This is a genomic window from Flavobacterium sp., assembly GCF_036515215.1.
Classification (GTDB): domain Bacteria; phylum Bacteroidota; class Bacteroidia; order Flavobacteriales; family Flavobacteriaceae; genus Flavobacterium.
The window spans coordinates 1-6070 of record NZ_DATBVQ010000036.1 but is presented as its reverse complement, the minus strand read 5'-3'; the positions used below and the strand labels follow the sequence as shown (position 1 = coordinate 6070).

Here is a 6070-nt window from a genome sequence, read left to right as displayed (position 1 = left end):
GTGATGGATATCATTCTTTATTGTAAATGGTAAAGAAGCAAAGTTACGAAGAATCCGCATTAAAATGAGGTATAATATAGTGTCTTTTGGAATGTGCTTTTTTCGCGTTAAATCTTGGCTTATCTTTGTGGTATAACTTTTAACCATGCAAATTAACCTTAATCCTAAATGGAAATCCATCCTGTCCAACGAGATGCAAAAGCCATATTTCGCTGAGCTGATGGAGCAGGTGGAGAGCGAATATATGGAAAACAGCTGTTTCCCGCCCAAGGACCTGATTTTTTCTGCTTTCAATCATTGCGATTTTTCCAATTTGAAGATGGTCGTCATTGGCCAAGATCCCTATCACGGGGAAGGGGAGGCCAATGGGCTTTGCTTTTCGGTAAACGACGCCGTCAAAATACCGCCTTCGTTACGCAATATTTTCAGGGAAATCAATGACGATTTGAATTCTATTTTCATGCCTACTTCGGGCAATTTGGAGGATTGGGCAAAACAGGGCGTTTTGCTGCTGAATGCTGCGCTGACCGTAAGAAAAGACAGTCCCAATAGCCATAAGCATTTGAAATGGAATGTTTTTACCGATGCCGTAATACAGAAGATTTCGGATGAAAATGAAGGCATAGTTTTCTTGCTATGGGGCGCTTTTGCACATAAAAAAGGCAGCAAGATCGACCGTAGCAAGCATCTGGTGTTGGAATCGGGGCATCCTTCTCCGATGAGTGCCAATCAGGGAAAATGGTTTGGCAATAAGCATTTTAGCAAGGCAAATGCCTATCTGAAAAAATTGGGGAAAACGGAGATTTCCTGGTTTTAAAAAAGCGTTATCGCTCGTTCTGGATTTGCGTGAGGGATTACTTCACCGTATATTTATTTTTTATATGTGTTCAGTGAATTTCATTTGAAGCTTGCTACCGAAGTAGCGCGGATAGCCCGACAGCAATAAAAAAAGGGGCTAATTACCGTAGTGATAATTAGCCCCTTTTTTTATTGCTGGCACGCCCAAATTATGGGATTGCTATTCTTTGATAATCTCTTCCAAGGTTGCTTTGTCAGCATCGTTGCTCACCTTCAGGATGATTTTTTGGTTCTTTACCGTCTTGCCTTCAATGACGTACATTTTGGCTTTTTTGAATTCGGTGTTGCTTTTGTCAAAGTCAACGTCACCGTACTGTAAAGTGTTTTTTATGTCAATGGTGTCAATCCATTTTTCGGCCAAGACCTTAGAGGCTTTTTCGGAATAATGGAAGGGTTTATTTCTTATATCGTTCAATACTCTGGAATTAGGAAAATAATTGCATCTGGTATCTTTTCCACTAAAAATCATAGCCAAAAAAAACAGACCCATTACTAATCCCACTAAATAGTAGGCAAAACGTTGTGCAAACTTCATGAATTTTTTTTTGCAAAGGTAATTGAAAGTTTACTTAAAACACAATTAAATTGATGTCGTTATTGGGTAAATCGAACCAATCGCCAATGACTTTATTGGTTAGTATTCCATGGTAAAGGTAAACCCCATGTTTTAATCCCATATCGCATCTAATGGCGCTTTCTAATCCGCCGTCTTCGGCTATTTGCATCAGAAAAGGACTGATAATGTTGCTGATGGAAAGTGAAGCCGTCTTGGAGTAACGGGCAGGGATATTGGGAACGCAGTAATGTACCACGTTGTTTTTTAGGAATGTCGGCTTTTCATGTGTGGTTACCTCTGAGGTTTCGAAACAGCCGCCAGTATCAATACTGACGTCTACGATCACCGCACCTCTTTTCATGTGCTCAACCATTGTTTCCGTTACCACAACAGGGCAGCGCTCGATGCCACTCATGGCGCCAATGGCGACGTCGCAACGTCTTAGGGCTTTCAATAAAGATTTGGACTGTATCGTTGAAGTGAAGATGCGCTGGTTCAGGTTGTTTTGTAAGCGTCGTAACTTGGTAATGGAATTGTCAAAAACTTTTACGCTTGCGCCCAATCCTATCGCGGCTTTGGCAGCGAATTCGCCCACTGTTCCAGCTCCTAAGATCACCACATCGGTGGGTGGTACGCCTGTAATGTTACCGAATAATAGTCCTTTTCCGAATTCATTGGTAATCATCAATTCGGCGGCGATCAATACCGAAGCTGTCCCCGCAATTTCACTCTACGAGCGTACGGCAGGGTAGGTGCCATCTTCATCTTTTATGTATTCAAAAGCCAAGGCAGTGATTTTTTTCTTGCTTAAGGCTTCAAAGTAGGCTTTTTTCGTTGTTTTTAGTTGAATGGAAGATATCAATATGGTCTGATTGTTCATCATCCCTATTTCGGCAAGGGTAGGAGGTCCCACTTTCAAAATCATCGGGCAGCCAAAAACTTTTGCGGTGTCATTTGTGATTTCTGCGCCCGCGTCACTGTATTCTTTGTCCGAATAACTGGAGCTTTCGCCCGCTCCCGCTTCAATCATCACTCGATGCCCATTAAAAGTCAAGGAGTTTACGGCGTCTGGAGTGAGGCAAATACGGCGTTCCTGGTAACTGGTCTCATTGGGTATACCAATAAAAAGGTCGCTTTTTTTTCTCGCTACCTCCAGCTTTTCTTCCTGAGGCAATAACTGTTGTTTTGTGAAAGGCGTAAATGATATTGACATTGTAAATGGGATGATTAGAGGTAAAAATACGCAAAAAAGATTAAACAAAAAGTTTTTTTATGCATAGAAATATGCAAGTCCAGCCAATATTTGTCAGGAAATAATTTTTTCCATTTTGATATCCGCCCGTTCATAAACACCATTCTCCAAAAGAATTTCTTCAAATCCAAATTTCTCATACAAATGGATAGCCGGCTTTAAAGTTCTGTTAGAGTACAGAATGATTTTTTCGATGCCGTGCTCTAGGGCAATTTCTATACAATGCTGCATAAGCTTTTTTCCTATACCAAGGCCCTGAACACCATTTGTGACTGCCATTTTGCTCAGTTCAAATTCGGTATCGTTCATTTTCATCAAGGAAACAGTACCCACGATCTCTTCATTGTATTTGGCATAAAAAATCATACCGCCTTTGTCGATGATTTCCTCCTGAGGGTTGGAAAGCACCTTTTCGTCTTTGGGCTCGATTTTAAAATATTTTTTAAGCCATTCAATATTCAGGGTTTTTATTGGTTCTTTCAAATCTGAGGAGAAAGGGATAATTGTAACAATATTCTCTAATTTCATAAAATCGATGGCTATAATTTAAGTTAATTCTAAAGCGCGTCTGCCGTCAGGAAGTTCCTTGATCGAAATAACCGAATGCGTTTCAGGGACAAGATTTGGTATCTGTTCTGCCCATTCGATAAAGCACCATTGGCCCGAATACAAATACTCGTCGACGCCCATGTCCAAGGCTTCAGTTTCGTTTTTCAATCTGTAAAAATCAAAATGATATACGGTCTGATTATTAGTGGTTTGGTATTCGTTAACTAAAGAAAAGGTTGGACTACTTGTAGCTTCCGTCACGCCCAATTCCTTGGCCAGTTGTTTAATGAAAGTGGTCTTTCCCGCACCCATTTCGCCGTGAAAAAGAATCACTTTATTGGGGTTTTCAGCGACTACGCTGCGCGCTACATTTTCAATTTCATCTAATGAAAAAATAAATTCCATGGGCAAAATAAATATGAATTATAAGTTATGAATTATAGGTTTCTTTCCGCAAATATTATTGTCAATGTAAAACCTGAAACAAAAACTTACTTCGGATTAAAAACCAAAAACGGAATGATCATCTCCTCCAACGAAATACCGCCATGCTGATAAGTGTTTTTATAATAACTCACATAATGGTTGTAATTGTTGACGTAGGCCAGAAACAAATCGTTTTTTGCAAAAATATAAGAACTACTCATATTAATGGCAGGCAAACCTATTTTTTTCGGTTCTTTGACCGCATAAACGTCTTTGTACTCGTAAGTAAGGCTACGTCCTGTTTTGTATCTCAAGTTCAGGCTGGTATTTTTATCGCCCACCACTTTCGAAGGGTTCTTGACGTTAATGGTGCCGTGGTCTGTAGTTAAGATCAATTTGAAACCCAGTTTTTGCGCCTGTTGGATAATCTCCAAAAGGGGAGAATTCCTAAACCAGCTCAACGTCAGCGAGCGATATGCCTTGTCGTCGGATGCCAATTCTTTCACCACGTCCATCTCTGTTTTGGCGTGCGAGAGCATATCCACAAAGTTATAAACCACCGTCACCAAGTCATTGCCCTTTAGCCCCTTGAAATTTTCCACCAGCTTTTTGCCTGATGCCAAATTGGTGATTTTAAAATAGTCTTCCTTGATTTTCAGTCCCAGTCGTTTCAGTTGCGCCGTCAAAAACTCCGCTTCATACAGGTTTTTACCGCCTTCTTCGGGGTCATTTTTCCAGTATTGCGGAAACTGTTTTTCCATTTCGAGCGGTGTCAAACCAGAGAAAATCGCGTTTCGCGCGTATTGGGTTGCCGTGGGTAAAATGGAGTAGTAGGGCACTTCCTTTTCCAGTTTATAATAATTGGCGACCTCGCTTTCAAAAACTTTCCACTGGTCGTAACGCAAATTATCGATCACCACAAAAAGAATGGGTTTATCTTTCTTTACGATTTCGGGTACCACCAATTCTCTGAAAAGGGTATGAGATTGTATTGGTTTGTCCGCTTTCGGCAAAAACCAATCCTCATAATTACGTTCGATAAACTTCCCGAACTGTGAGTTGGCTTCCGCTTTTTGGGATTCCAAAATTTCTATCATCCCATGATCGTTGATGTTTTCCAGATTAAGCTCCCAAAAAATCAATTTCTTGTACAGTTCGACCCAATCCTCATAAGAATTCACCATCGACATTTCCATCGAAATTTTTCTGAACTCTTTCTGGTAATCCAAGGTTGTTTTTTGCGAAATCAGTCGGGAGTGGTCCAGGTTCTTTTTCAAGCTCAACAGAATCTGGTTGGGGTTAACCGGTTTGATCAAGTAATCGGCAATTTTGGAGCCTATGGCTTCCTCCATGATGTATTCCTCCTCACTTTTGGTGATCATAATCATCGGAATGGAAGATTTTTTTTCTTTCATCTCAGACAGGGTTTCCAAGCCGCTCATGCCGGGCATGTTCTCGTCTAGAAACACGATGTCAAAATTCTCGTTTTCAAATATGTCAATCGCGTCACGGCCGTTATTGCAGGTAGTCACGCTATAGTTTTTTTTCTCGAGGAACAGGATGTGGGGTTTTAGATAATCGATCTCATCGTCGACCCAAAGTATTTTTATTTTGTCCATATTAATGTATCAAAGGGGATGTATAGTAGTAATCAATGCGGCAATTTACAGCTTTTTGGGCTGCCGAGATACTAATATTATTATAAAATTTACTGTTAAATGGGACTCTTTTACAACGCCAAAAAAACTTTTTTATTTCAATTTAGGACGACCCATTCTTGCTGCCGAAATTGAGCGGAGCCTGACTTGGGTATTGCGCTGTAGCAATTTTTGTGCGTGCCCTGCACAAAAGCTGCGGTCGGGCAGTCCACTGTATCTTTTTCGCAGTTGGAGTTTGCTTTTTTACGGAAGTATCGGGAAGACGAAAAAGGATGCCGTTCCCGTCCCTCACGCGGATTTGGGAATCTTATCATGTTTATTATTCCTGAGACGGTTTTTGATTAATCGTGCCAAAATGAGGGAAACCGTAAAACAATGAATTTTCCTAGCATTACATTTGATATTGAAAAACATAGGAAAAAATTTAATAAAATAAATCCTATATTTGAAAACCACAAAAAACAATTTAATCTACAAAACTAAGAGAGTGTTGTTTTTCTATAACTATAGTTTTTCACTTTTTATAAATGGAAAAAAGGGTTTGGTGGAGTGGATTAAAGAACTTGTATTTATTTAAAATTAAAAATGGAAGAAAGCAATATATTATCTGAAAAACTTCAAATAAAATTACAGTTTAAATATACAGCTTGGATGTATATTATTGATCAATTTATTAGATTGATATTCCTAATATTGTATATTCAAAATTTTTATTCTTTTACAATATTTCTATTAATTCAAATAATTTTAATTTTTTTACTCATACCATTA

The 6070-nt window shown here is 39.3% G+C and carries 5 protein-coding genes and 1 pseudogene; 1 reads left to right on the top strand and 5 read right to left on the bottom strand.

Features of this window, described 5'->3' with window-relative positions; genetic code table 11:
• Window positions 1-145: 145 nt before the first annotated feature.
• Window positions 146-817 (top strand): uracil-DNA glycosylase, encoded by a 672-nt coding sequence (ung, locus tag VIH09_RS02870; protein ID WP_331577682.1) that lies wholly within the window; start codon window positions 146-148, stop codon window positions 815-817.
• A gap of 201 nt (window positions 818-1018) precedes the next feature.
• Here ung and VIH09_RS02865 read toward each other — a convergent pair whose 3' ends face one another.
• The 5 genes and pseudogenes from VIH09_RS02865 to VIH09_RS02845 all read right to left on the bottom strand — a co-directional run bounded on the left by VIH09_RS02865 (window position 1019) and on the right by VIH09_RS02845 (window position 5260).
• Complete coding sequence (locus tag VIH09_RS02865; protein WP_331577679.1) at window positions 1019-1393, bottom strand: DUF4258 domain-containing protein; 375 nt, start codon at window positions 1391-1393, stop codon at window positions 1019-1021.
• 34 nt (window positions 1394-1427) lie between these two features.
• A pseudogene (locus VIH09_RS02860) lies at window positions 1428-2627 on the bottom strand (alanine dehydrogenase).
• Between the two features lie 93 nt (window positions 2628-2720).
• On the bottom strand, window positions 2721-3194 hold the full coding sequence (locus VIH09_RS02855; protein WP_331577677.1) for a GNAT family N-acetyltransferase: 474 nt from the start codon (window positions 3192-3194) through the stop codon (window positions 2721-2723).
• A gap of 18 nt (window positions 3195-3212) precedes the next feature.
• Complete coding sequence (tsaE, locus tag VIH09_RS02850) at window positions 3213-3620, bottom strand: tRNA (adenosine(37)-N6)-threonylcarbamoyltransferase complex ATPase subunit type 1 TsaE (protein ID WP_331577675.1); 408 nt, start codon at window positions 3618-3620, stop codon at window positions 3213-3215.
• A gap of 86 nt (window positions 3621-3706) precedes the next feature.
• Window positions 3707-5260: a bifunctional response regulator/alkaline phosphatase family protein gene (locus VIH09_RS02845; RefSeq protein WP_331577673.1), complete on the bottom strand. Its 1554-nt coding sequence runs from the start codon at window positions 5258-5260 to the stop codon at window positions 3707-3709.
• Between the last annotated feature and the right edge of the window lie 810 nt (window positions 5261-6070).